The organism is Massilia soli, assembly GCF_016809835.1.
GTDB lineage: Bacteria > Pseudomonadota > Gammaproteobacteria > Burkholderiales > Burkholderiaceae_D > Telluria_A > Telluria_A soli.
On sequence record NZ_JAFBIL020000001.1, the window covers coordinates 346,596 to 369,803 of the forward strand.

Here is a 23,208-nt window from a genome sequence, read left to right on the forward strand (position 1 = left end):
GCAATTTGTCGAGCGTTTCACGCACGAAGTAGAGGAAAGGCTGGCGCCATCGATGCCCGGTGCGGGGCGCGACGCCCTCGCCGCAGCGGCGCAGCAGGCATTCGATGCCACTGTTATTGCGCTTAATCATCCGCAGTCGGCCAGCGCCAGCCTGCCCGTGACCCGGCTGCGCGCCGCCGACGTGGTAGCGCAGGGACTGGTTGCCATGTCGCAAGCCACGCTGTACCGGGCGCTGGAACAGCGGCGCTTCTACACCACCACGCCGCGCGGCAAAACCATTGGCCGGCTATTTCCGGCATGGCAATTTGTTGAGCCTGTTCCCGAGTTGATCGGCAGCGTCCTGGAACAATTATCCACCCTGCCCGGCACCCAGATTCACGCGTTCTGGGTTACCCGCGCCGATGAACTGAACGAGCTGTCTCCTGCGGAAGTGTTAGCCGGGCTGCCATTTGCAACAACCGGCTCCCTGCACCCGGCCCAGCGTTTCCTGCTCGACCAACCCGCCGTTGTACGCCAGCAAAAAGTCTCCGAGTTTGCGCAACAACAGTCTGCCGGAAAGGCGGGCATCATAAGCTGAGTGGATGCTCAGAAATCCCACCCCACCCGGCCATATCGCCGCACGCCTGCCACCGCTGGCGCTACTGCAAGACACGCTGCTTGCCCACGTCGCCACCATCGAGACGCGCGCGCCCATCACCCGAGCGGCGTGGAACAGCGCTTCCATCCTCCCCGCGCGGGTCGAGCGCACTTACCGTTTCGGCCCGCCTGCGGCGATGCGCGGCGCCGACGGCAGCTACCCGTTCCACTGGATTTACGCGGCCGACGACGTCTACACGGCGGCGTGGGAAGCAGGCCTGTGCCTGAACGACGCCGAGCAGCCCGGCACCTTCTACATCGAACGCGGCGCCCGGACAGCGCTGATCGCCACGCTCGCATTCGGCACGCCGCTCAAGCTGGTGGACCTGAACGGACTGGCGTCGAGCAAACTGGGGATTTTTGACGAGATATCGTCTTGCGACCACGAGTGGTGCCAGTGGTTTGGCGCCATGGTCGACCAGGTCATCGCAGGCTGCGAGGGGCGCGTGCACGGCATGCTGTACCCATCGCGCAAGCACCGCGGCCACGACGCCATCGCGATGTCATCACGGGTGCTCGGGCAACTGGCGCCGCACGTCACGGTCGACGTGCGGCACTTCGGCACTACCGCGGCATACCAGGCATTGCGCACTGACCGCTGCTGCCAGGCGCCGCCCTGATTACTCCGCCTTGTCCTTCTTCACTGGCGTGAACGACAGGTCCGCGAAGTCGTAGCTGAAGTCCGTCTGCGACGACACCGGCGCCATCTTCATGCGATCGATGCTGCCGTCCGGGTTCAGCGAGAACGTCACGTAGGCGTCGGCGTTGAAGTTACGCTCCTTCCAGCGCACGATGAAGGTATCGTGCTGGAAGTGTTCGAGTTCGCCGCTCAGGTCTGGCGTCTTCGAAAAACTCATGATGCGCTTCTTGCCTTCCGGCCGGATCGTCACCAGGCCATACCAGGCATCCTGGTATTGGCCGTCATAGGACGACAGCGGCAGTGACGGCTGCGACTTGCCGGCGCGCGTGGAGCTGGCCTTCTTCTGCGCGGCCTGGTCCTTCTCGTAGGCCTCCTTCTCCATGTCGCCGATGATCTTGATCCAGTCGGTTGGGGCGATGCCCATGTACTGATCCAGGAGACGATACTGCAGCGCGCCCAGCGAGCCGCCACTTTCAGCGTTGGTAAAGATCGCGATGCCCAGCTTTTCCTCAGGTACCAGCAACACGCGCGAATAGAAGCCCTGCAGCGCGCCGCCGTGCATGGCGAGCTTGCGGCCCTTGTAGTCGCGCAGCTGGAAGCCGAGGCCATAGGCGTAGAAGTTTGGACGGGTGGCGGCCAGCGCCGGCTTCGGCTCCGAGATCTTCATCGGGGTCTGCGCGGTCCACATCTCGCGGCTTTGCTTCTCGCTGAACAGGCGCACGTCCTTGCCATCGGCGTCCTTGCCGATCCGGCCCTGGTCGAGCAGCACATTCATCCAGCGCGCGATGTCCTCGGCGTTGGTGTTGATGCCGACCGCGCCGACCGCGTTCGCCACTGGCATCGGCTTCACCGGCTCGGCCTTGCCGTTGATCTTGCTGTGCGGGGCCGAGACGTTGGCGATGCCGGCGTTTTCCGCCAGGCTGGTGGTGGTCGTGTTCATGCCGACCGGTTTGAGGATGCGCTCGCGCACCGCATCGCCCCACGGCTTGCCGGCCTTCTGCGCGATGATTTTTCCGGCCACGATGTAGAGCAGGTTGTCGTAAGCGTAGCTGTTGCGGAAGCTGGTAGCCGGACGAATGAACTTGAGGCGGTCGATGATTTCATCGGTCGTGAATTGCGTGGTCGGCCACCACAGAAGGTCGCCCGCGCCCAGGCCAAGGCCGCTGCGGTGGACCAGCAAATCGCGCACCGTCATCTCCTGGGTGACATAGGCGTCGTACATGCGGAAGTCCGGAAGGTGCTTGGTAACCGGGTCGTCCCACGCCAGCTTGCCCTCATCGACCAGCATGGCCAGCGCCGCTGCCGTAAATGCTTTCGAATTCGACGCGATCTCGAAAATGGTCTTGCCGTCCACAGGCGCCGGCTCGCCAAGCTTGCGTACGCCGAAGCCCTGGGCCGCGACGACCTTGCCGTCCTTGACGATGGCGATGGCGATGCCTGGCACGTCGAACGTGGCCATGGTGCGCTTGACGTCGGCCGCCAGGTCGAAGGCCGGGGCCTGGGCCGCAGGCGCTGCGGCCGGCGTGGCCGGAGCCTGGGCAAAGGCGCCGGAGCTACTGATTGCGAGCAGCACTGCTGCCGCGAGTCTGGTCATGGTGTGCACTTGATCTGTTCCTATTTGCTGGTCATCTGCTTGTCGACGCTCTTCTGCGTGGCCGGGTGGTAGCGCTCGCGCGATTTCTTGTACACGCCTTCGGCCCACGCCTTGTCCTGCGGGTTCTTGCGCAGCGCCGTGTACAGCGGCACCACGAACTTCTGGCGCCCGACGCTCATGAGGAAAGCCTCGATCGCTGGACGCACATCGCGGTTGCCGGCATTGACCGAGGCGCGATAGAAGCGGAACGCGACTTCGTTGTTGCCGGTGCTGGACAGGCCGAACGCCTGGTCCAGTTCCTTGAGCTGGGCGGCACTGGCCTTCTCGTCGATATCGTTCAGGAACTTCATCCACTCGGTGGCGGTCCAGCTCTTGGTATTGAGCTGCGCGGTCTTCACGTCGCCCTTGAGCCATGCGTCGCGCGTGGCGTTCAATGCGGCCAGGCGTTGGGACACGGCGCGCGTGGCGCTGGCAGGGATGCCCGGGCCGTACAGCCACTCTTCGAGTTCGGCCTCGCTCAACACCTTCGGATGCTTCTCCAGCAGGTTCTTGCGCAGGTAGCTCACGAACTGCTCGGTGGTCACGCTCTGGAACGCGTGCTGGTCGAACCAGCCGCGCAGGAACGGATCGAACACTTCGCGGCCGGCGCGCTGTTCCAGGGTGCGCAGGAACCAAGCGCCCTTTGGATAGGCCAGCGCATCGTCGGTGTAATGTTCCGACGAAGTGTCCGGGTGCCTGGTGATCAGCGCCTGCTTCGCCGGGGCGATCTCGGCCAGCGACGCCAGCGCCTCTTCCTGCTCCAGCTGCAGGTTCATGGTGGCGACTTCCTCGCCATAGATCTTCTCGAGGATGCGGGTGGTGACGTAGGTGGTAAAGCCCTCGTTGAGCCACCAGTGCTTCCACGAAGCGTTGGTCACCAGGTTGCCCGACCAGCTGTGCGCCAGTTCATGCGCGATCAGGTCGACCAGGCTGCGGTCGCCCGCGATCATGGTCGGGGTCAGGAAGGTCAGGCGCGGGTTCTCCATGCCGCCGATCGGGAACGAAGGCGGCAGCACCAGCATGTCGTAGCGCCCCCAGCGATATGGGCCGTACAGCGCCTCGGCGGCGGCGACCATCTTCTCGGTATCGGCCAGCTCGTAGGCGGCGGCCTCGATGCGTTTTGGCTCGGCGTAGACGCCGGTGCGCGGGCCGAGTGTGCGCGAATCGATCTCGCCGATGGCGATCGCCAGCAGGTAGGACGGAATCGCCTGCGGCATCGTGAAGCGCCAGCCGCCCTTGCCGGTGGCGTTCGGATCGTTATCCGCGCTCATGACCACGCGCAGGTCTTGCGGCGCCTCGATGCGCGCGGTGTAGGTGAAGCGAACGGCAGGCGTATCTTGCAGCGGCACCCACGAACGCGCTTCGATGTTCTGCGACTGGCTGAACATGTAAGGGCGCTTGCCCGACATCGTCTGCACTGGCGAAAGCCACTGCAGCGCGGTCGCCGTTGGCGCGGTGCGGTAATGGATGCGCACCTTCTGCGGCTGGCCCTGCAGCTTGACGCGCATCGCCTGGCCTTTTTCGGCGTCGCGCTTGCCGATCGTGTAAGGCACCACTTTCCACGTTCCCTTGGCATCCTGCGCCTCGACCTTCGAAATCGACAGGTCGCGCGTATCCAGGTCCAGGCTGCGTGCCGACTTGTCGATCCAGTCCAGCGACAGCTCGGCGAAGCCTGACAGCGTCTTCTTCGCGAAGTCCGCCTTCAGGTCCATGTGCAGCGCGCTGGTTTTCACCTGGTCGTAGCGGGCGTAGCTGAGGGGATCGAGCGCCAGCGCGAGCGCGCTGCACTGGGCGAGGATGGCGGCGGCGGCCACCCTCAGGAAGGTCATCTTGGTCATTGGACGTCTCTATGATGGTGCGGAAGCGGCACGCTCCCGGGCCGGAGGAGAATATCACTTCCGCCAGCGCGGCGAAAGCATCTCCGACGGCCGCGCGTGCCGTATTTACCGGGTGTCCTGCTATGATTCGCCCTTTGCCCAACGCCCCAACAATGGAAGCATTCGTCATCTCCACCGGTATCGTCGCCCTGGCTGAAATCGGCGACAAGACCCAGCTGCTGGCATTCCTGCTGGCTGCCAGATTCCGCAAGCCGGTACCGATCGTGCTTGGGATCCTGGTAGCGACGCTGGCCAACCACGCGTTCGCCGCCGCGCTGGGCGCGTGGATCAACACCCTGATCGGACCGGAGGTAATGCGCTGGGTGCTCGGCATCTCGTTCATCGCGATGGCTGGCTGGACGCTCATTCCCGACAAGCTCGACGAAGAAGAAAGCAGTCTCGGCAAGTACGGCGTGTTCGCCACGACCCTGGTCGCGTTCTTCATCGCCGAGATGGGCGACAAGACGCAGATCGCCACGGTGGCACTGGCGGCGCGCTACGACGCGGTGATCGCGGTGGTGGCCGGCACGACGGTCGGCATGATGATCGCGAACGTACCGGCGGTCTATTTCGGCGAACGGATCGCCAACAAGATCTCGCTCAAGCTGGTACACGGCATCGCTGCAGCGCTGTTCCTGGCGCTCGGCGTAGCCACCCTCCTCGGCGCCGGCAAGAGCCTCGGCTTCTGATTGAAAAACATTCCAAAATCGGGGACAGACCACCATTTTGGAATCTTCCAAAATGGTGGTCTGTCCCCGATTTTGGAAGTTTGTCCCCGATTTTGGAAGTTTTTAGTCGGGCACTTGGGTAACCCAGATCGGGGCTGACCATAGGATCTTGCCATCGTCCTGAGTGATGCGGGCGTAGTAGAAGTGCTCGCCCGGTGAAGGGGTGAGCGTCGCTTCCGCCGTCGCCGCGGCTTCGCTGACCGTGCCGTTGCGCCCCGGGACGCCTTCGATGATCGAGACGCTGGCCACCGAACGGCCTTCGGTGTTGGCGTAGTGTGCGATCAACCGCAGCGGGCCGCTGTTGGCGATGCGCGATCCCATTGGCTGGCCGTTCGCCGTCAGAACCAGCTGCGAGTTCTTGTCCATCGTCGCAAATACGCGCCGTGCCTTGAGCGCGTCGATGAAGCTGGCCTGCGTCAGCGCCGTTCCGTTCGGGATCAGCACGCCGGTGCGGTTGGTGTACGACGCGCCCCAGTTGGCGCAGTGGTTGTCCTGGTTGCTGCTGAAGGCGACGTGGTAGCCCGCTTCCAGCGCCTTGTTGCAGGCGATTTCGTAGTTGCTGCGGCGCGTTTCGTCCTCGCCGGTTTTGGTGGAGAACGCCGAGGTGTTCAGCACCTCGCACAGTGCCATCGCCTCGTCGCCATCCTTCGTGTAGCCCATCGCCACGCCATCGACCAGAAACTGTCCGCCCAGCGCCGGATGGTTGAACTGGCCAACCCAGCCGCGCTCGCGCATCAGGCTGTATAGCGCGCGGTAGTCGCCCTTGGCGGTGATGGTGTCGCCAATCGGCTCGCCCTTGGCGTCGCGCTCCCACCCGAGCAGTTCGGGCGCGTTGAAGATGTTCAGGTGGCCGCCGTTGTTGATGACGCCCCACTCCATGCCGTACATGGCGAGAAAGCCGGGATTGGTTTTGCTGAAGCTGGCCGCTTCTTTCAAGCCGCGCTGGTAGAGCGCCCTGGCCGCGCCTGCGCTGGCTTCGGGATTGGATCCGTCGGAGCCGTCGTACATGTGGTTGTGCTCCGAGGCCATCAAGACGTCCAGACCGTGCGCATGCGCGTAGGCATAAGCTTCAAGCGGGCCTTGCGCCCCGGCCTGGGGCGCCTGCGCGCCTTTGCAGTTGCCGAGGTCTCCGCCGCCGTCACTGTGGTTGGTCTGGCTGTGCAGGTTGGCGAAATAGACGGTGAACGGCAGCGATGCAGCCGCCGGCGCCGCAGATGGTGGCAGCGGCCCGCGCGCGGCGGTCGAGGCAGGTCCGGTCGACATCGCGCGGAACGGCGGCATCGCCGCCGCCGCCAGCCTGCCAACGGCGATGTCCCAGCCTTGCTCGATCACGTCGCCATGCGCTTGCGCATGCAGGCGCACACGGTAGACGCCGTCCGGCATGCCCCGCGCGTGGCGCCGCCCTTCCCACTTCAGGTTGACGGTGGCCGGCTGGCCTTTCAGCGTGAGCGCGCCGCGCCATTGCTGCACCGCCTTCCCCGATGGCGAGAGCAGCTCAACGCGCCAGTTGACCGGCAGCGCCGTTTGCGAGAACGGATAATCGAAGGTGAGCGTGAAGGTGCGCGCGTCACTGTCCGGCTTGTCGCCTTGATACGGCGCGTGCAGGGTGGCGTCAAACTCGCGATGGTCGGCGACGGAGCCCAGCGCCGGCGCTGCGCCGGTCAGCGCCGCCACCGCCCACAAGACGTTGCGGATGTGATTCGATTGCATGGCGTTCCCCGCGGATTAGTTGCGTTATTAACATATTCGCAACTTCACGCGGCGGGGACATGACCTCTACAATTGAATCGAGTCAATTAATTAGTGTCTGATTGACAAAAGTTAAGAGTGGGAAAGTTCGCTTTTCCGTACGGAAAAATGCGTCGCGAGTCCGCCGCCCAGATGCCAGGCTTGCGCGTATCCGGCGCGATGCAGGCATTGCGCGGCGCGCTGGCTGCGCGTACCCAGCCGGCAGATGAACACCAGGGGACGCGATTCGACACCCAGCCACTGCGCCAGCTGCGAGGGCAGCCGCGACAGCGGCACGTTGCATGCGGTGCGGCCCTGGATCACTGGACGGCCAGCTTCGTGCTCCCATGGGTTGCGCACGTCGACCAGGATCGCGTCCGGACGCTCGCGCAGGAAGCGGTCCAGGTCGGCCGGATCCAGTTCCATCGAGTCGGGCGGCGGCACTGCGCGCGCGCTGGACGCCGGCGTGGTGCAGATCAGGTTCGCGCTGTCGTGCGCAGGACAGACCACGGTGTCGCCGTTCAGCAGCCCGCCCATTTGCTCGGATGGGTCGCGGTGGGTATCCGCCGGCGCCATATTTGTGAACGCGAAACGCACATCGGCAGGCGCCAGGGCGCCGCCGGTGCTCATCCCCATCAGGTAGCTGCGCGAGGTGTCGCCGTCATGCGAAATACGCGCCACCACCTGGCCGCCCAGCGCGATGCCAACGCTGCTGGTGGCGAGGCCAAGGACAACGCTGGCGCTTCCGGCGGGCCAGCCGAATGGATCGCCGGTTCCGGCAAAGTCAAGCTGGCCATCCAGAAGCTCGGCCAGCTTGGCGCGGACGGCAAGGGCGTCGACGCCGCTGCTGGTGCCGACGATGCCGCGCACGCGGTAGTGGCGCGAGCGGATCATCGACGCGATCGTCTCCACCAGCGGGCCGGCAGGGTCGATGACGACACAGGTACGGCTTGCTTCATCCAGCGCCAGCCAGGCGCTTGCGCCATCACGAGCGACACGGATGACGTCTTCGCCGCCATGCAGCAGCGGCTGGCCCAGGCCGCCGGTACGCATCGCCCTGCCACAGTGCGCAATGCGCTCGCATGCCGCGTCGATAAACGCGTCATCGACAGCGGGCCCGAACGACAGGCGCACCGCCGATGCGCAGCGCCACCCTTCCAGGGCCATCGCTTCAAGCACGTAGCTCGGCGCCGCCTTGGCGGCCGAACAGGCCGATCCCGCACTGACGCGCAGGCCTGCGGCGTCGAACACGTCCAGCAGATCAGAGCTCGACAAGCCGGCAACGGAAAAGTTGAGGGTGGTGGGAAGCGCTGCATGCAGCGGCGTGTTAAAGACGATGCCCGGCAGCGCTTCGCGCAAGCTGGCGACCAGCCGACTGCGGTAACCATGCAGCTGCGCCGGAGTGCGGAAGGTGTCGCCGGTTTCAAGCGCCGCCAGTACCGCGCCAAGGGCCGCGATTCCCGCCATGTTCTCGGTGCCGGCGCGCTGGCCGCTTTCCTGCCCACCGCCCGCCATCAGGGCCGTGAACGGCGCGCCATCGCGCACATACAGCATGCCGATGCCTTTCGGCGCATACAGCTTGTGGCCTGAAAAAGGCGCGTAATCGATGCGCGTGCTCTCCAGCGCCAGCGGCAGCTTGCCGAGCGCCTGCACGCTGTCGACCATCCAAAAGGCTTTGCTCGTGGAGACCAGCAGCGCTTTTTCAATCGCGGCCAGGTCGGAGATGGTGCCGGTCTCGTTGTTGGCGGCCATGGTGCAGACCATGGCCGCGCGCGGCGCCAGCTGGCGCAGCACGTCAAGCCGGTGGCGCCCTTCGCCGTCAACCGGCAGTACCCGCAGCGTCAAGCCAGTGCCAAGCAGGCGGTTCCAGTGCGCCAGCGCCTCCGGCACGGCCTTGTGCTCGGTCGCGCCATACAGCAGCAGATCGCCGGTCGACTCGCCTGACGCCTGGCGCTCGCGCACCGCGCACAGGGCAGACAGCACGGCGGTCTGGATCGCCTCGGTGGCGCCGCTGGTGAAGATCACACTCCCCGAGCCCGCGCCGATCATGCGGCGCGTACGTTCGCGCACGCCGTCAAGCAGCAGCTTCGCGTGCAAGCCGGTCGCGTGGCCGCTGCTTGGATTGCCATAGCAGGCGGCCATGGCGTCGGCGGCCGCCGCGATGGCAGCTGGCAGTACAGGCGAGGTGGCGTTGGCGTCGAGGTAGATGTCGTGGGTCATGGCGGTGTTACCGGGTTAAGTGATATCCCCTCCATATTAGCGATCCGGGCGGGCAAATACTTTCCATAAATCGCTGTTTTTAGCTAGAATTAAGAACATTCATTCCTCAAAGATGCGCCAATTAACATGAACGATCTAGACAAGTACGATTACGCGATACTTTCCTCCCTGCAGAGCGACGCAACGCTGTCGATCGCGCAACTGGCCGAGAAAATCGGCCTGTCCAGCACACCGTGCTGGAAGCGCGTGAAACGGCTTGAGGAAGAAGGCTACATAGAGAGCCGGGTCACCCTGGTCAACCGGCGCAAGGCTGGCCTGCCGGTGACGGTCTTTGTCAGCGTGCGCACCGGCGACCACGACGAGAAATGGCTGAAGAATTTTGCCGCAGCGGTGATCAGCCTGCCGGAGGTGCTCGAGTTTCATCGCATGAGCGGCGACGTCGACTACCTGCTCAAGGTCGTTACCACCGATATCGACGGCTACGACCGGTTCTACAAGAAGCTGATCAAGGCTGCGCGCCTGTCGGGCGTGTCGTCGGCTTTCTCGATGGAGCAGATCAAATACAGCACCGCGCTTCCCCTCGAACTGGTCTCGCACGGCCTTCCCGCGTAACGACTGGCCTCTACATTTAGCCCGTGAATCGTGCGATCATTGACGTTCTGAGAAATTGAAGGAGACAAGAACATATGCTGTCACGTACATACATCCTGCCGCTTGCCGGCGCCGCCATGTTGTTCGCATCGCAGGCCGCGAGCGCGCAAGAAGTCGTCAAGATCGGTGTGAGCGGCCCGCTGTCCGGCGCCAACGCGTTTGCGGGCAAGGACAACGAGAACGGCGTGCGCCTCGCGATCGAAGAATTGAACGCCAAGAAGATCAAGGTTGGCGGCAAAGCCGTTACTTTCGTACTCAGCTCGGAGGATGACCAGGGCGATCCGAAAGCCGGCGTCTCGGTGGCGCAGAAGTTCGTCGACAACGGCGTCAAGTTCGTGCTCGGCCCCTACAACTCCGGCGTGGCGATTCCGGCCTCGCGCGTGTACAACGACGCAGGCATCCTGATGTCCACGGTAGGCACCAATCCCAAGGTTACGCAATCGGGCTACGGGACCGTGTTCCGCATTGTCGCCAGCGACACCCAGGTTGGTTCGTCGGTGGCCGATTACGCGGTCAGGCAGCTGAAGGTTAAAACGGTTGGCGTCATCGACGACCGCACCGCGTTCGGCCAGGGCATCGCGATGGAATTCATCAAGCAGGCCAAGCGCTCGGGCGTCAAGATCGCGGGACACGAGTTCACGACCGACAAATCGACCGACTTCGCGGCGATCCTCACCGCGCTGAAAGCCAAGAAGGTCGATGCGATTTTCTTCGGCGGCTACGCGCCGCAAGGCGCGCCGATGGTGCGCCAGATGCGTCAACTGGGCCTGAACGCCAAGCTGCTGGGCGGCGACACGCTGTGCAGCCCCGAGATGGCCAAGCTGGGCGGCGACGCCGTCGGCGAAAACGTCCTGTGCGCGCAAGGCGGCGCGATCCTCGAGAAGCAGGCCGGCGGCCCTGCCTTCAAGGCCAACTACAAGAAGCGCTTCAAGCAGGACCCTGACGTGTACGCGCCATCGTTCTACGACCAGATGATGTTCATCGCCCAGGCGATCCGCAGCACCAACTCCACCGACCCGTCGGTGGTTGGCGCGGCGCTGCATTCCACTACCTACAAAGGTGTGGTCGGCACCTACGCGTATGACCCGGCTGGCAACATGAAGAAGTCGACCGTCACCATCTACACCTTCCGCAAAGGCGCGCTGGCACCGCTGGCAAGCTACTGATGCGCACAGGTCTTTTGCTCGCAGCGGCACTGGCCTGCGGCGCGGCGCATGCCGCCGCTCCCGCTACCCCATCGCCTCTGACGCCGCCGATGGCGTCGTTCGGTCCTTCGCAGCAGGCGATGCCGGCGCTGATCCAGCGTTACCAGCTCGATCACGCCAGCCTCGCGCACCTTTACACGGTCCGCAATGGCGTCGCGCGCGACGCCGAATTTGACCGTTTCTACCGCCAGTGGCTTGCCGCCCTTGACCGCCTGCCGTTCGACACCCTCGGCGTGGAGGACCGGATCGACTGGATCATGCTGCGCAACCAGATCGAGTTTGAGTTGCGCGAGCAAGGCGACGTCGCGATCCGCTTCCGCGATGCCGAGCCGCTGGTGCCGTTCGCACGGCCGCTGATCGACCTGGCCGAAGCGCGCCGGCTGATGCAGGCGCAGGACGGCCGCGCCACCGCCGCGTTACTGCAAAAATCGCTGGGCGAAGTGCAGCGCGCCACCGAACGCCTGAAGGCAGGCGGCGACGTGTTATCCGCGAAGCCGCTGGCATCGCGCAGCACCGCCAACCGCGCGGTATCGGTGCTGGGTGACCTGAGCGCCGACCTGAAGGAGTGGTACGGCTATTACGACGGCTACGATCCGCAGCTGACGTGGTGGGTCAAGCAGCCTTACATCACCTTGAACAAGGCAATCGCCGACTACTCCGCGCTGCTCGACGAGCGGCTGGTGGGCAAGGAGTCGGCCAAGCTGCTGAACGTGACAGGCGACCCGATCGGGCGTACAGGCCTGGTCAGCGCGCTCAAGCGCGAGATGCTGCCCTATACGCCGGAAGAACTGATGGCGCTGGCGGAGAAGGAGCTCGCATGGGGCGAGGCGGAACTGCGCGTCGCTTCCAGGGAAATGGGGTTCGGCGACGACTGGCGCGCCGCGATGGAGAAGGTCAAGAACATGTACGTGGCGCCGGGCGAGCAGCCTGCGATGGTGCGCGCGCTGGCACGCGAAGCAATCGACTACGTGACCAAGAACGACATGGTCACCGTCCCTGAAGTGGCGCTGCGCAGCTGGCGCATGGACATGCTGTCGGCCGAGAGCCAGATGATCAGCCCGTTCTTCCTGGGCGGCGACACGATCCAGGTGTCGTATCCGACCGACGCGATGAACCATGAGCAGAAGCTGATGACGATGCGCGGCAATAACCCACACTTCTCGCGCGCGGTCGTGCATCACGAACTGATACCGGGCCACCACCTGCAGATGTTCATGGCCGACCGCTACCAGCCGCAGCGCAAGCTGTTCGACTCGCCGTTCTTCGTCGAAGGCTGGGCCGTGTACTGGGAGATGCTGCTGTATGACCGCAAGTTCGCGGTCAAGCCGGAAGACCGCATCGGCATGATGTTCTGGCGCAACCACCGCGCGGCGCGCATCTTGTTCTCGCTCGGCTTCCACCTCGGGAAGATCACGCCCGAACAAGCGGTCGACATGCTGATCAAGCGCGTCGGCCATGAGCCGGACAACGCACGCGCCGAAGTACGCCGCTCGTTCAACGGCGACTACTCGCCGCTGTACCAGGCCGGCTACATGATCGGCGCGCTGCAGCTGCGCGCCCTTAACAAGGAACTGGTCGGCGGCGGCGCGATGAGTCTCAAGCGCTTCCACGACGGCATACTCGAAGGCGGCATGCTCCCGGCCGAACTGGTACGCGCTCGGCTGAAAGGCGAGAAGATCCCACGCGACTTCCGCCCGACCTGGCGCTTCTATAACTGATTCAAGCGAGTACCAACATGAAGAAAACCCTCACCCTCTGCGCACTCAGCGCAGCCCTGGCGCTGGCGTTCGCGCCGATGACCGCGTCGGCGCAAGCACCAGGCGGCAAGGTCGCAGGCGCAGTAGCCGATGCCGCCGAAAAGCAGCTCGACAAGCTGGCGGAAGACTACTACGAAGCGCAAGCGCGCCACGACCCGGTAAGCGCCACGCAAAATGGCGACAACCGTTTCGACGACAAGCTTGGCATCACGATCGCACCGAAGGCGCGCGCGCAGCAGTTTGCGCGCTACGAGGCATTCCTCAAGCGCCTGCACGCGATCAAGCGCGGCAACCTCGACCGCGGCGCGCAGATTAACTACGATATCCTGGAATACGAGCTCAAGACCCTGCTGTCGTTCAAGCGCTTCCCGGATCACCTGCTGCCGATCGACCAGATGAGCAGCATGCCAGTCACCCTCGCCAACTTCGCCGGCGGCGAAGGCGCACAGGCACTGACGACGCCACTGCAGTACCGCGCCTACCTGAACCGCCTGAACCTGCTGCCAGCCTGGATCGACCAGGCGATCGCCAACATGCGCGAAGGGATGCGCACCGGCGTCGTGCTGCAGCGCGCCGCGATGGTATCGGCGCTGCCGCAGTTCAAAAAGCTGTCGAGCAAGACGGCCGAGACGAATATCTTCTACACGCCGGTAGCCAGGATGCCGGCCACTTTCAGCGCCAAGGACAAGCAGGAACTGACGGCGGCATACCGCGCCACGGTCGCGAAGAAGCTGATGCCTTCGCTGGCGAAGCTGACCACCTTCCTCGAGAAGGAATACCTGCCTGCGACGCGCACCAGCACCGGCATCGACGGCCTTCCGAACGGGAAGGAGTGGTATCAGGCGAACGTCGCGGCGCAGACCACGACGACGCTGACGCCGGAGCAGATCCACGCGACTGGCCTGAAGGAAGTCGCGCGCATCCAGCAGGAATACGGCGTTGTCGGGCCGAAGATGGGCTACACCGGCCCGGCGTCAGGCCTGCCGACGTGGGTGGCGGCGCAGCAGAAGTACCGTCCGTTCAAGACCGAACAGGAAGTCATCGACGTGTACCGCAAGCTCGATGGCGTGCTGCGCGAGAAGCTGCCGGCGCTGTTTACCTTGATGCCGAAAGCGCCGCTCGACCTGCGCCTGGAGCCTGAGCTGAGCCGCGCGACGGCGTCGGACCATTACACCGCGCCGGCATCGGATGGCTCGCGGCCGGGCGTGTTCTGGTCGGTGGTGAACGACCCGAAGGATTACGGCAGCACCGGCATGGTGACGCTGTTCCTGCATGAGGGACAGCCGGGGCACCACTTCCACATCGCGCTGCTGCAGGAGATGGATCTGCCGAGGTTCCGCAAGTTCGGCGGGAATAACGCGTTTACCGAGGGCTGGGCGCTGTATGCGGAGACGCTGGGCAAGGAGATGGGCTTGTTCGAGAAGCCGGAAGACTATTTCGGCCACCTGAACGACGAGATGCTGCGCGCGGTGCGGCTGGTGGTCGACACGGGCATGCACGCGAAGGGCTGGACGCGCGAGCAGTCGATTCAGTACATGCGCGATACCCTTGGGTACACCGAGGCGGTGGCGCGCAGCGAGACCGAGCGGTATATGGTGTGGCCGGGCCAGGCGCTGGGGTACAAGATCGGCTCGCTGAAGATCGCGGAGTTGCGGCAGAAGGCGACGGCGGCGCTAGGTGCGAAATTCAGCCTGCCGAAGTTCCATGAGATTGTGCTTGAAGATGGCACGGTGCCGTTGTCGTTGTTGGAGGCGAAGGTGCAGCGGTGGATTGATCAGGAATCGGCCGCGAAGTAATTGAAGATGTATGGGTTCCCGCGTTCGCGGGAACGACGGACCGCCGTCGCTCCCGCGCAAGCGGGAGCCCATCCCGCAGCTTACATGACCGAGTACACCGGATACCGGCGCCACTCCGGTTCCACATAGCGCTGGCAGCTGGCGAAGATGAAGTCCAGTACCGCTTCCTGATTCCCCAGCAGTCCCTGATTCTCTCCCTTCCACGCTTCGAACTTCGCCTTCAGTTCCGGCTCATCGCGTAGCAGTTCCATCGCGTGGTCCTCGAACACGTAGTCCGAATACGCTTCCTTCTTTTCCAGCACACTGTTGAAGAACCCCCAGCGGAAGAAGCTGTCGTGCGCTTGCGGTTCCAGGGTCTCGATCGCGTAGCGCGCATTGTCCTGGTCCAGCGACACCCACGCGTCGCCCGGCCGCAGCGTCACGCGCGCATTGCGCTTCTCCAGCTGCACGTCGTCATGGAACATGTGCCCTTCATACGCGTTCGGGCGCGAAGCCACCGACTTGATGTGATAGCACTGCACATCGACGGTCTTCTCGGCGTCGATACGCTCGACCTTCACGCCGTTCCATTCCAGGCGTTCGATCGCTTCACGCCACGCCTGCGGAATCACATACGCGCGCGGCGCGGCAACCGTGATATCGGCCGGGAAGCGGTTAAAGTATTTGATATCGCGTTCCCACGGCTTGGTGCGGTCGTACGACAGGCGTGTGTAATTACCCAGCAAGCTAGGCGAGTACTGCGCCTCGTAGCCCTTGAAACGGAAGGTCGATGTGTTCTCTTCGTCCATCGCCCAGTGAATCGGCCATTCGCGGCGCGTCTTGCCCTCGTCCTTCGCGGCGCGGCGCAGCGACTGGATCTGGGCGGCGTTCGCAATCGTGAAATCAAGCGCCGTTTCAACCAGCGCGCGCATCGATTCGTAGCGGTCGGCGAATCGCTTGAGCATGTGCGTCTCAGGCATGAAGCCGATGGTGTGGTGCAGGGCCGCGTAGCCGGTCGAGAAGCGCGGCGTTTCGAGGAATTCGGCGATGCCGTGGTCCGGGCTGTCCTTGACCGGGTTGACATACGGGCAGGTCGGCCAGCCACGCTGCTCCATCTCCTTGAACATATGCGGCAGCATGGTGTCGCGTAAAAATTCGCCAAGGGCGCCGCCAAGCTTGTCGGCTTGCGTATGAATCAAGGTCATGGTGTAGGTGTAGTCGGCACCGTTGGAGGTGTGGGTGTCGACCATCACGTCCGGATCCCAGGCGGTGAACAGCTTGTTGAAGACCTGCGCGGTCAGCGTGTCGCATTTGACGAAGTCGCGGTTCAGGTCGAGGTGGCGGCTATTGCCACGGAAGCCGAACTGCTCGGGCCCGTCCTGGTTGACGCGCGACGTGTTGGCGCGATTGAGGCTGCCGTCGACGTTATACATCGGGACGAACAGGAACACCGTCTTGCCAAGCGCCGCAAGCCGATCGGGCTGCAGGCAGAAGTCGCGCACCAGCGCCATGCAGGCGTCGACGCCTTCCGGTTCGCCCGGATGAATGCCGTTGTTGTTGAAGAAGACCGGGCGGCCTTCGTTCTTGATCTGGTCGCGGTGGAACACCCCGTCGGCCGAGACCACGCCAGCGTGAATCGGCACGCCGGCGTCGGAGACGCCAACAGCGCTGAACTGGAGCACGTTGGGGAAGCGGCGCGCGAGTTCTTCGTACCAGGCGATGCAGTCGGCCCAGGTGGTGGTCTGGTTCTTGTTGCCCTTCTCGTAGGGCGTTTGCAGGTCGTTCAGCATGATGGTGTCTTGTGAAGTCAAAGATGTGCGCGTGGTTGCGCCAGACCGCTACGATACATCAAGCGGCAGGGAGATGGAGATGATGGTGCCGCTGCCGGGCTCCGAGGCGAACGAAATCGTGCCTCCCAGCGCGTAGACCCGTTCGCGCATGCCGATAATGCCGATGCCCGACGACGAAGTGGCCATGTCGAACCCGGCGCCGTTGTCGGCCACTTCGATGTGCAGCGTGTCGTCTTCTTCAGACAGCACCAGCGAGACTTTGGTACGGGTGGCGGTGGCGTGCTTCATCACGTTCGACAGCGCCTCCTGCACGATGCGGTAGGCGGAGATGGCGAGATCATTCCCCAGTTGCGAGAAGTCGCCCTCGGAGCGGAATTCGATTCGGCCGCCGCCAGGGCTGCTGTCGTAATGGCGGATCATTTCTTCGACCGCGCCGTGCAGCCCGAGCATGTCCAGCACCTCCGGGCGCAGGCGCCGCACCAGCCTGCGGCCGCTGGCGTAGAGGTCGAGCGTCAGCTTGGTGATCGCCTGCGACTTGGCTTTGATCTCGTCGATGGCCGGCCCCTGCCCCGCTTTGTCGGCGAGATGGAAGATGCTTTGGGATTCGAGCCGCGCGGCGATCAGCGAGGCGTTGAGCTCATCGTGGATTTCTACCGCGATGCTCTTGCGTTCGTCCTCGATGATCGAATTCACCTTCTGGATCAGCTTGCGCTTGTCCGCATCGGCCTTGAGCGCCTGGTTGCGCGAGTCGACCAGCTCGCCGGTGCGCTCGGCCACCTTGCGCGCCAAGGCGATCGCCAGCGCGATACTGATCCCCAGCGCCAGTGCGGCCATCGCCAGCTCAAGCCGGAAGCGGCGCGCCTGCTTGTCGAGCATGTGCGACGGCGACATGGTGACCCTTACCCAGCCGACGGTTTCGGTGGTCAGGGTCGGCGGCTTGGTGTCGCTGGAACCCGACACGTGCGGCGCGCCGTTATCGGAGAACAGGTTGATCCAGATGAGCTGCTTGCGGATCGGCGCTTCGTAGTAGCGCGGCTCGGCGTCTGCGGCCGTGCTTGACGCGACGCTGATGGTCGGCCGCTGGCTGGCGTCGACCACGTCGATGCGGTGGATGCTGCGGTCGGACTGGACCAGGCCATTGATGGTCAGGCGCAGGTCGGACAGGTTACCGGAGATGACGTTGTACTCGCTGGTCTCGGCCAGCGCCTTGGCGAGGATGCGGCCACGCTCGGCCAGCTCCTCGGCCACCTGGGTACGGTGCGAGTACCACGAGTACCAGACAAAGGACGAGAACAGGAATAGCACCGGCAGCATGGTGATGGCCACCATGCGCGTGCCGATGCCGAGGTTGCGCTTCATGGCGCCACCTTGGCGGGGCGGCGCGCAAAGCCGCGCGCGCCGCTGTCAGGCCTGATGTTCAGGGAACGCGCCACAGGTTCGTTAATGATGGTGCGGAAGTAGCGCGGAAACTGCGCCGGCGCGAGCACGCCGCTTGCGGCATAGGCGGCGGCCACTTCGACTACCTGCGCGTTGATGTCCTCGATGTCCGAATAGGTCGATGCAAGGGCGCCGGCTTTCACCATGTCGGCCGAGAAGCCGATCACGCCCTGGTTGTGGCGATAGCTCGATAGCAGGATATTGCGGAAGTTCTCGGGCGTGTAGACCGCGCTGTCGGGCGTCGCGAGCAGCACCTCGGCCTGGGCCATGCGGTTCAACACGCGATTGATGTCGTCGCCCGGCGCGAACTCGTACAGTTCGGCCCCCACGCTCAATAACGGCCGCAGGAATGCCGTGCCAGGGCCGACGATGGCGGCAACGCGCGCCGGGCGGCGGTACAGCAGCGACACCAGCTGCAGCTGGTCGTCCGGCGAAGGCTCCGCAAAAACGGCTGTGGCCTGCGATGGCGGCAGGTGCCCTGCCAACGCGCGCCACACAGGGCTGGAGGTATACGCGGCGAGCAGGACGCACTCGGCGTTGCGGGCGGCCGCCTCACGCAAGGCCGACGGTCCGACGGCGATGCAGAGCTTTTTGCGGCGATTGGGCGCCGCGCTGTCGAACAGCGGAGCAAGGCGGCGCCAGAGATCTGTCGATATGCGCTGCGTGACGTCGGACGTGTCGCCGGTGACAATCTCGAACCGCGCGGCCCCGCCATCGGTGGCGCACGCGCTGCACGCAGCGCCGGCCAGCACCAGGGCGAGGAGCGCGCGCACTACGGCTCGATCAGGCCGTGCTTGACGGCTAGCCGGGTGATGTACGCCTGGCGGTGCACGCCGAGCTTCTCCTTCACCGCCTGGCTGATATTGCTGATGGTCTTGGCCGACAGGTTAAGCTTCTCGGCGATCTCCGCGTTGGTCAGGCCTTCGGCCATCAGCTTGAAAATCTCCAGCCCGCGCGCATCGAGCTGCGACTGCGGCGACACATCGCCGCGCACCGACAGGTTGGCGAGGCGCTCGGCGATCTGCGGCAGGAAGTACAGCTTGTCCGCATGCGCGTGGCGCACCGCGGTGGCCAGGTCGGCGGGGTCGCAATCCTTGGTGACGAAGGCACGCGCGCCGATGCGGTAGGTTTCCTTGATCAGGCTATCCTGGTCGAACTGGCTCAGGAAGACGATGCGCGCCGCCGGGAATTGCGCGAGGATACCGCGCGCCGCGTCCAGCCCGGTCAGCTCGGTGCCGAAGCGGATGTCGAGCACCAGCACATCGGGCCGCAGCTCGGCGTACATGGCGGCTGCCTCGTCCGGCGTTTTGGCCTGGCCGACCACGTCCATGCCCAGCCCGGACAGCGACATGGCGAAGCCGGTCATCACGATCGGGTGATCGTCCGCCAGCAAGACGCGGATCTTGTTCTGCTCACTCTGCATTTACTACTCCTCTGCGTGGCCGCGTCCGTTACATCTGCTTACCAACGGATAGCATCAATGTGTGCGGCCTAACTGACGAATATCGTCGTCGCTGCGATTATTCCATACAACGAAGGCGCACGCGAGTTTTCCACGTCCTGCCTTGCCGGCACTGCGGACGATCAAATGTTCGCAACAAATAGCAACAATAAATACAAACAAAACGCTTTTCAATTGCTATTCGATGGCATATATTGATACCAACGCTTAGCACATCAGGTCGATTGAGCCCGGCGTCAACGGCTCAGGCCTACCGATACAGCCCATGAGCAAAACAACAACAAGGAGATTGCCATGCATTTTTCACACATCCCGGAAAGTGGCGGCACCAAATTCGTCAAGATTGGTATTGTTGCTGCACTGCACGTGGCGGTCGGCGCTGCACTGATCAACAGCATGAACAGCGTATCGATCTCGATGCCGAAGCTGGCGGAAGAGATCGAAGTTTTCCTGCCGAAGATCGTGCCACCGCCACCGCCTCCGCCAGAACCGCCCAAGCCAGTGCCGAAAGTCGCACCGACGCCGAAGCCGTTCGTGCCGGAAGTAGAAGTTGAAGTTCCGCAACAGCCGCAGACCGAGCAAGTGATGGAAACCTCTTCGGTACCGGACCCTGCGCCAGCAGAGCCGGGCCCGACGACCACCGAGGTGGCGCCGCCTGCCGACCCGGGCACTGGCTCACTGCGCACCGCGGTGCTGAACGATGGCTGCGCCGTGCCTGATTATCCCGCCCGTGCCGCCCGCAATGGCGAAGAAGGCACCGTCACGCTGGCGCTGCTGGTTGGCGCCAACGGCAAGGTCAACGATTCGCGGGTCCAGAAGTCGAGCGGCTCGCGCGACCTGGACAAGGCGGCGATCAGCGCGCTGAGCATGTGCAGCTTCAAGCCGGCGATGGCTGGCGGTGCCGCTGAAGCCGGCTGGGCGCAGATTGCCTACGTCTGGAAGCTCGAGTAAGAAACAATGCGTCAAGCGCGCCCCGCCCGGTCCGACCCGGCGGGGCGTTTTTCATACTGTAATGACAGCGCGCGTGGGGAATCGCTGCGCTGCAACAGTTTCAGAATGGCATACAATGTTTGTCGCGCCCCACGCGGGTGCAGTGTCTAATCACCCTTATTCGCGTCAGGAACCCATGCATAAGAAGCTCTTTTCCCTCACGGCCACTACCCTGGCCGCCAGCCTCGTCCTCGCTTTCCCCGTTCACGCAGCCAAGCCAGCCACCGGACCAACGGTCGAGGAAGCGCCACTGCGCGGCCACATGGCTTTCCTGTCGAGCGATTTGATGGAAGGCCGCGGTACCGGCCAGCGCGGCGGCGACCTGACCGTGGCATACCTGGAAGCGGCCGCGATCGCCGCCGGCCTGAAGCCAGCCAACGGCAACAGCTATCGCCAGGCAGTGAAGATTGCCGGCGTTAAAGCATCGCCAACGGACAGCACTGTTGCCATCGATATCGGCGGCAAGCCGCAGGCGTTTGCGTTCGGCAAGGATTGGGTGTGGGGACCGGGCGACGCCAAGGCAGTCCATGCAATGGACGCCGAGATGGTGTTCGTCGGCTACGGCATTTCGGCGCCGGAAGAAGGCTGGAACGATTACAAGGGCCAGGACGTCAAGGGCAAGATCGTCGTCATGATGGTCAACGACCCAATGCCAACTGCGGCCGAGCCGGCACGCTTCAACGGCAAGGGCCTGACCTACTACGGCCGCTGGACCTACAAATTCGAAGAAGCCGCGCGCCAGGGAGCTGCCGGCGTGCTGCTGATCCACACCGATGCGTCGGCATCGTACGGCTGGAGCGTGGTGCAGAACAGCTGGATGGCGGAACGCTTCCAGCTGGCCCAAGGCACGCTGGGCGCGCCGATGGAAGGCTGGATGACCGAAGACGTCGCCCGTACCATCTTCAAGGCGGCAGGCAAGGATCTCGACTCCCTGCGCGCGGCAGCCGAGAAGAAAGACTTCCAGGCAGTACCGCTGGGCATCAAGATCAAAGGCGAGATGAAGGCGGCGGTCCGCAACATCGAGCAGTTCAACGTGGCGGGCGTTATTCCCGGCACCGATCCGAAGCTGAAGGACGAAGTCGTCATCTACTCCGCGCACTGGGATCACCTGGGCAAGCAAGGCACCGGCGACGACACCATCTACAACGGCGCGGTCGACAATGCCTCGGGTACCGCGGGCCTGCTGGCCATGGCACAGGCGGCATCGCGCCAGCCAGCCAAGCGCAGCCAGATGTTCCTGTGGGTAGCAGCGGAAGAGCAAGGCCTGCTGGGCAGCGCCGCGTACGCGTCGAGCCCGCTGTGGCCGGTCGCCAAGACCGCTGCAGCGCTCAACCTGGACAGCCTGAACTGGATCGGCGCGGCGCGCGACATCGGCACCAAAGGCAGCGAGCGCACCGAACTGGGCGCGATGGCTGAGGCGACCGCGAAGGCGATGGGCTTGAGCGTCAGCAAGCCAACGCCTGACCTGGCCGGCGGCTACTTCCGCAGCGACCACTTCAGCTTCGCCAAGGCGGGCGTGCCGGCGTTTTCGATCTCGGGCGGCACCGACTACATCAAGGATCCGGAAGCGGCCAAGGCCAAGCAGAAGACCTACGCGCCGCGCTATCACCAGGTGAAGGATGAGTACGATCCAAGCTGGGATCTGTCTGGCATGGTGCAGCAGGCGCAGTTCACGCTGAACCTGGGCCGCATGATTGCCAACTCGTCGAAAATGCCTGCGTGGAAACCGGGCGATGCGTTCGGCAAGGTACGGGCCGCGGCGAAGTAATCGTTGCTGTTGTAGGGTGGATAAGCGAAGCGCATCCACCGTTTTGACCTTCAAAAAAAATGCCGCTCCCCGTCAGGGAGCGGCATTTTGCTATTCTCGCCGCGCATTGCCTCTTTATTTAATGACGCCGCATGCCATTCTGGCCCCGCCGCCGCCCAGCGGTGCAGGATGATCCGCATGGTTATCGCCGCCAGCGTGCACCATCAGCGCCTTGCCCTTAACGTCAGACATTTTCAGGCGTGGCGCCAATACAGGATTGGACGCATCACCCTTCGCATCTGCGTAAAGCGCAGGAAGATCGCCGCGATGGCCATCGCCCCACGGCGTTCCGTGCTTGCCGGTCTTATCCGGATCGTAATGCCCGCCCGCAGCTTGACCGACGACGCGCTTGCCTTCTTTCTCGGCAGTGGCGCAGCTGCCGTTCTCATGCACATGGAAGCCATGCAGGCCTGGCGCGATGCCTTTCAAAGACGGCGTGAACACGAGGCCGTGCTTGCTCTCGCTGATGACGACGGTGCCAGCGCTTGCACCTGGGCCCGCGTCCGACAGTACGTTGAGCGTCACGGTCGTGTCAGGTGCCGCAGTTGCAATGGAGCTAGCCGCCAGAAGGATGCCGCCGCAAAGGTACGTCAATCGATGATTCATCGAACCCTCCTTGAAAATAAGTGAACGACAATCTTATACCCCTTCGCGTTTTCGCCGAGTACGCTTACACGTGTTGACAAAGCCATTGCATCAATCGGGTTCGGGGCGCCCCCAGAAATCGCGACATCGAGACTTGGGATGCAAGACTTAACGTCGCCCCTGCGAAGGCAGGGGTCCATACTCGGCACGATGAGTATGGGCCCCTGCCTTCGCAGGGGCGACGTTGGCTGGCATTGCCGATTTCGTTGCGGCTATAGCTTCTAAAA

General features: G+C 63.9%; 18 protein-coding genes. 9 read left to right on the forward strand and 9 right to left on the reverse strand.

All coding sequences use genetic code 11. The annotated features are described in order from the left end of the window. Positions 1 to 52: 52 nt before the first annotated feature. Together I4X03_RS01605 and I4X03_RS01610 are read left to right on the forward strand one after the other, a co-directional pair. Positions 53 to 577, forward strand: a complete 525-nt coding sequence (locus I4X03_RS01605) for a hypothetical protein (protein ID WP_223464668.1) — start codon at positions 53 to 55, stop codon at positions 575 to 577. 4 nt (positions 578 to 581) lie between these two features. Continuing rightward, positions 582 to 1,256: an RES domain-containing protein gene (locus I4X03_RS01610; protein WP_223464670.1), complete on the forward strand. Its 675-nt coding sequence runs from the start codon at positions 582 to 584 to the stop codon at positions 1,254 to 1,256. Here the strand turns inward: I4X03_RS01610 and I4X03_RS01615 are convergent, their stop codons facing one another. Together I4X03_RS01615 and I4X03_RS01620 are read right to left on the reverse strand one after the other, a co-directional pair. Then, entirely contained in the window at positions 1,257 to 2,870 is a 1,614-nt protein-coding gene (locus I4X03_RS01615; protein WP_223464673.1) for a serine hydrolase, read from the reverse strand. A 20-nt stretch (positions 2,871 to 2,890) separates the two neighbouring features. Further along, positions 2,891 to 4,747 (reverse strand): M1 family metallopeptidase, encoded by a 1,857-nt coding sequence (locus tag I4X03_RS01620; protein ID WP_223464675.1) that lies wholly within the window; start codon positions 4,745 to 4,747, stop codon positions 2,891 to 2,893. A gap of 152 nt (positions 4,748 to 4,899) precedes the next feature. Between I4X03_RS01620 and I4X03_RS01625 the strand changes: the two genes are divergently transcribed. Beyond that, on the forward strand, positions 4,900 to 5,475 hold the full coding sequence (locus I4X03_RS01625) for a TMEM165/GDT1 family protein (protein WP_223464678.1): 576 nt from the start codon (positions 4,900 to 4,902) through the stop codon (positions 5,473 to 5,475). 102 nt (positions 5,476 to 5,577) lie between these two features. On the opposite strand, the gene I4X03_RS01630 is transcribed toward I4X03_RS01625, so the two are convergent. Next, positions 5,578 to 7,224 carry a CehA/McbA family metallohydrolase gene (locus I4X03_RS01630; RefSeq protein WP_223464686.1) on the reverse strand — a complete coding sequence of 549 codons (1,647 nt, stop codon included), beginning with the start codon at positions 7,222 to 7,224 and terminating at the stop codon, positions 5,578 to 5,580. 111 nt (positions 7,225 to 7,335) lie between these two features. Continuing rightward, on the reverse strand, positions 7,336 to 9,462 hold the full coding sequence (locus I4X03_RS01635; RefSeq protein ID WP_223464687.1) for an aminotransferase class V-fold PLP-dependent enzyme: 2,127 nt from the start codon (positions 9,460 to 9,462) through the stop codon (positions 7,336 to 7,338). Between the two features lie 126 nt (positions 9,463 to 9,588). Here I4X03_RS01635 and I4X03_RS01640 point away from each other — a divergent pair, with 126 nt between their 5' ends. The 4 genes from I4X03_RS01640 (at position 9,589) to I4X03_RS01655 (ending at position 14,871) form a co-directional block, all read left to right on the forward strand. Continuing rightward, positions 9,589 to 10,074, forward strand: coding sequence for an Lrp/AsnC family transcriptional regulator (locus I4X03_RS01640; protein WP_223464688.1), 486 nt, complete (start codon positions 9,589 to 9,591; stop codon positions 10,072 to 10,074). 74 nt (positions 10,075 to 10,148) lie between these two features. After that, positions 10,149 to 11,279 carry a branched-chain amino acid ABC transporter substrate-binding protein gene (locus I4X03_RS01645; RefSeq protein ID WP_223464689.1) on the forward strand — a complete coding sequence of 377 codons (1,131 nt, stop codon included), beginning with the start codon at positions 10,149 to 10,151 and terminating at the stop codon, positions 11,277 to 11,279. Continuing rightward, entirely contained in the window at positions 11,279 to 13,036 is a 1,758-nt protein-coding gene (locus I4X03_RS01650; RefSeq protein WP_223464690.1) for a DUF885 family protein, read from the forward strand. The genes I4X03_RS01645 and I4X03_RS01650 overlap by 1 nt, the downstream gene beginning before the upstream one ends. 17 nt (positions 13,037 to 13,053) lie before the next feature. Further along, positions 13,054 to 14,871: a DUF885 domain-containing protein gene (locus I4X03_RS01655; protein WP_223464692.1), complete on the forward strand. Its 1,818-nt coding sequence runs from the start codon at positions 13,054 to 13,056 to the stop codon at positions 14,869 to 14,871. An 80-nt stretch (positions 14,872 to 14,951) separates the two neighbouring features. On the opposite strand, the gene I4X03_RS01660 is transcribed toward I4X03_RS01655, so the two are convergent. The 4 genes from I4X03_RS01660 to I4X03_RS01675 are packed head-to-tail and all read right to left on the reverse strand — an operon-like array spanning position 14,952 to position 19,500. Further along, positions 14,952 to 16,640: a M14 family zinc carboxypeptidase gene (locus I4X03_RS01660; RefSeq protein WP_223466187.1), complete on the reverse strand. Its 1,689-nt coding sequence runs from the start codon at positions 16,638 to 16,640 to the stop codon at positions 14,952 to 14,954. A gap of 48 nt (positions 16,641 to 16,688) precedes the next feature. After that, on the reverse strand, positions 16,689 to 17,999 hold the full coding sequence (locus tag I4X03_RS01665) for a sensor histidine kinase (protein WP_223464694.1): 1,311 nt from the start codon (positions 17,997 to 17,999) through the stop codon (positions 16,689 to 16,691). Further along, entirely contained in the window at positions 17,996 to 18,850 is an 855-nt protein-coding gene (locus tag I4X03_RS01670; protein ID WP_223464696.1) for a hypothetical protein, read from the reverse strand. The genes I4X03_RS01665 and I4X03_RS01670 overlap by 4 nt, the downstream gene beginning before the upstream one ends. After that, entirely contained in the window at positions 18,850 to 19,500 is a 651-nt protein-coding gene (locus I4X03_RS01675; protein ID WP_223464698.1) for a response regulator transcription factor, read from the reverse strand. The genes I4X03_RS01670 and I4X03_RS01675 overlap by 1 nt, the downstream gene beginning before the upstream one ends. Before the next feature lie 333 nt (positions 19,501 to 19,833). Here I4X03_RS01675 and I4X03_RS01680 point away from each other — a divergent pair, with 333 nt between their 5' ends. Both I4X03_RS01680 and I4X03_RS01685 read left to right on the forward strand, forming a co-directional pair. Then, a complete protein-coding gene (locus tag I4X03_RS01680; RefSeq protein ID WP_223464699.1) occupies positions 19,834 to 20,490 on the forward strand; it encodes an energy transducer TonB in 657 nt (218 codons plus the stop codon). A 175-nt stretch (positions 20,491 to 20,665) separates the two neighbouring features. After that, positions 20,666 to 22,297, forward strand: a complete 1,632-nt coding sequence (locus I4X03_RS01685; RefSeq protein WP_223464701.1) for a M28 family peptidase — start codon at positions 20,666 to 20,668, stop codon at positions 22,295 to 22,297. A 114-nt stretch (positions 22,298 to 22,411) separates the two neighbouring features. Here I4X03_RS01685 and sodC read toward each other — a convergent pair whose 3' ends face one another. Then, complete coding sequence (gene sodC, locus I4X03_RS01690; RefSeq protein ID WP_223464703.1) at positions 22,412 to 22,942, reverse strand: superoxide dismutase family protein; 531 nt, start codon at positions 22,940 to 22,942, stop codon at positions 22,412 to 22,414. Positions 22,943 to 23,208: the final 266 nt, after the last annotated feature.

What these genes read in the sequence shown, in the direction of transcription:
- I4X03_RS01685 (WP_223464701.1), top strand. Translation starts at nt 20,666, where the DNA reads ATGCATAAGAAGCTCTTTTCCCTCACGGCCACTACCCTGGCCGCCAGC.
- I4X03_RS01625 (WP_223464678.1), top strand. Translation starts at nt 4,900, where the DNA reads ATGGAAGCATTCGTCATCTCCACCGGTATCGTCGCCCTGGCTGAAATC.
- I4X03_RS01630 (WP_223464686.1), bottom strand. Translation starts at nt 7,224, where the DNA reads ATGCAATCGAATCACATCCGCAACGTCTTGTGGGCGGTGGCGGCGCTG.
- I4X03_RS01655 (WP_223464692.1), top strand. Translation starts at nt 13,054, where the DNA reads ATGAAGAAAACCCTCACCCTCTGCGCACTCAGCGCAGCCCTGGCGCTG.
- I4X03_RS01615 (WP_223464673.1), bottom strand. Translation starts at nt 2,870, where the DNA reads ATGACCAGACTCGCGGCAGCAGTGCTGCTCGCAATCAGTAGCTCCGGC.
- I4X03_RS01635 (WP_223464687.1), bottom strand. Translation starts at nt 9,462, where the DNA reads ATGACCCACGACATCTACCTCGACGCCAACGCCACCTCGCCTGTACTG.
- sodC (WP_223464703.1), bottom strand. Translation starts at nt 22,942, where the DNA reads ATGAATCATCGATTGACGTACCTTTGCGGCGGCATCCTTCTGGCGGCT.
- I4X03_RS01610 (WP_223464670.1), top strand. Translation starts at nt 582, where the DNA reads ATGCTCAGAAATCCCACCCCACCCGGCCATATCGCCGCACGCCTGCCA.
- I4X03_RS01640 (WP_223464688.1), top strand. Translation starts at nt 9,589, where the DNA reads ATGAACGATCTAGACAAGTACGATTACGCGATACTTTCCTCCCTGCAG.
- I4X03_RS01660 (WP_223466187.1), bottom strand. Translation starts at nt 16,640, where the DNA reads ATGCTGAACGACCTGCAAACGCCCTACGAGAAGGGCAACAAGAACCAG.
- I4X03_RS01665 (WP_223464694.1), bottom strand. Translation starts at nt 17,999, where the DNA reads ATGAAGCGCAACCTCGGCATCGGCACGCGCATGGTGGCCATCACCATG.
- I4X03_RS01650 (WP_223464690.1), top strand. Translation starts at nt 11,279, where the DNA reads ATGCGCACAGGTCTTTTGCTCGCAGCGGCACTGGCCTGCGGCGCGGCG.
- I4X03_RS01675 (WP_223464698.1), bottom strand. Translation starts at nt 19,500, where the DNA reads ATGCAGAGTGAGCAGAACAAGATCCGCGTCTTGCTGGCGGACGATCAC.
- I4X03_RS01680 (WP_223464699.1), top strand. Translation starts at nt 19,834, where the DNA reads ATGCATTTTTCACACATCCCGGAAAGTGGCGGCACCAAATTCGTCAAG.
- I4X03_RS01620 (WP_223464675.1), bottom strand. Translation starts at nt 4,747, where the DNA reads ATGACCAAGATGACCTTCCTGAGGGTGGCCGCCGCCGCCATCCTCGCC.
- I4X03_RS01645 (WP_223464689.1), top strand. Translation starts at nt 10,149, where the DNA reads ATGCTGTCACGTACATACATCCTGCCGCTTGCCGGCGCCGCCATGTTG.
- I4X03_RS01605 (WP_223464668.1), top strand. Translation starts at nt 53, where the DNA reads ATGCCCGGTGCGGGGCGCGACGCCCTCGCCGCAGCGGCGCAGCAGGCA.